The organism is Vibrio sp. 2134-1 (genome assembly GCF_033339495.1).
This window is the reverse complement of the sequence record NZ_JAWOUS010000167.1, coordinates 1-984: the sequence shown is the minus strand read 5'-3', so window position 1 is coordinate 984 and position 984 is coordinate 1. Positions and strand designations below refer to the sequence as shown.

Annotated in this window: 1 protein-coding gene; it reads left to right on the top strand. The window is 45.2% G+C overall.

Features of this window, described 5'->3' with window-relative positions:
* Positions 1–186: 186 nt before the first annotated feature.
* Positions 187–963 (top strand): transporter substrate-binding domain-containing protein, encoded by a 777-nt coding sequence (locus tag R7R78_RS24680; protein WP_225474444.1) that lies wholly within the window; start codon positions 187–189, stop codon positions 961–963.
* Positions 964–984: the final 21 nt, after the last annotated feature.

The window sequence follows — 984 nt, the reverse complement described above, 5'->3', positions numbered from 1 at the left end:
CAGCCCCATTGGTAATCTGAGCAACCCGTTAACAACAGCAGCGAAATCAGCCATAGAGTTCGAAACGTCACATTTACTCCCTGAATTAACTAAAAAACTTCCATTGTTACTGCTATGTTATCAATGGGGTTGTAATAAAGGTTAATAATTAAACCGTATAAGGTCATTATTTTTAAGGGAATAAAAATGAAAAAGATTTTGTTTGCGCTAGGAATATGTCTGCTTATGGTCACTCAAGTTGTTCATGCTCAGAGCCGTCTTCAAGAGATTCTGGATAAAGGCGTGTTGAGAGTAGGGACGACTGGGGACTGGAATCCGATGACAATGAAAGATCCAGCCACGAACAGTTACCGTGGTTTTGATATTGATGTCACAACCGAGCTTGCTAAAGATTTGGGTGTCAAAGTGGAGTACATTGCCACCGATTGGAAAACGCTGGTTAATGGCATTACGGCCAACAAGTACGACATCACTGGCAGTGCGTCTTTAAACATGTCGCGTGCGAAGGTGGCTGGTTATAGCCAACCCTATTTCTACTTGGCGTTTGTGCCAGTGGTGCAGAAAAAAGACCTCGCCAAATTCTCGGATTGGGCGGATTTTAATAAACCCGATGTGAAAGTGGCTGCGACGTTAGGTACGGTACAAGAAAAAATGGTGAAAGAGTTCTTCCCATCGGCGCAGCATATTGTGATTGAAGCCCCCGCGCGAGATTTCCAAGAGCTGTTGGCTCGCAGAGCGGACGTGTCTGTGACTTCCAATGTGGAAGCGGCGACGCTGGTGGACAAGTTCAAACAGTTGGCGATTGTGCCTGTGAAAGCACCTCGCAGACCGACTCCAATCGCCATGTTGTTACCACAAGACGACCAAGTCTGGATTAACTACATCAATCACTGGGTGGAGTTAAAAAAAACACAAGGCTTCTTTAAGCAGCCAGCTCAGAAGTGGGGACTGAAAAGTTTATAAATGAAAAGAGCCGCTTTACGC

Excerpts from the sequence above, each read along its gene's own strand:
- R7R78_RS24680 (WP_225474444.1), top strand. The coding sequence starts at position 187 with ATGAAAAAGATTTTGTTTGCGCTAGGAATATGTCTGCTTATGGTCACT.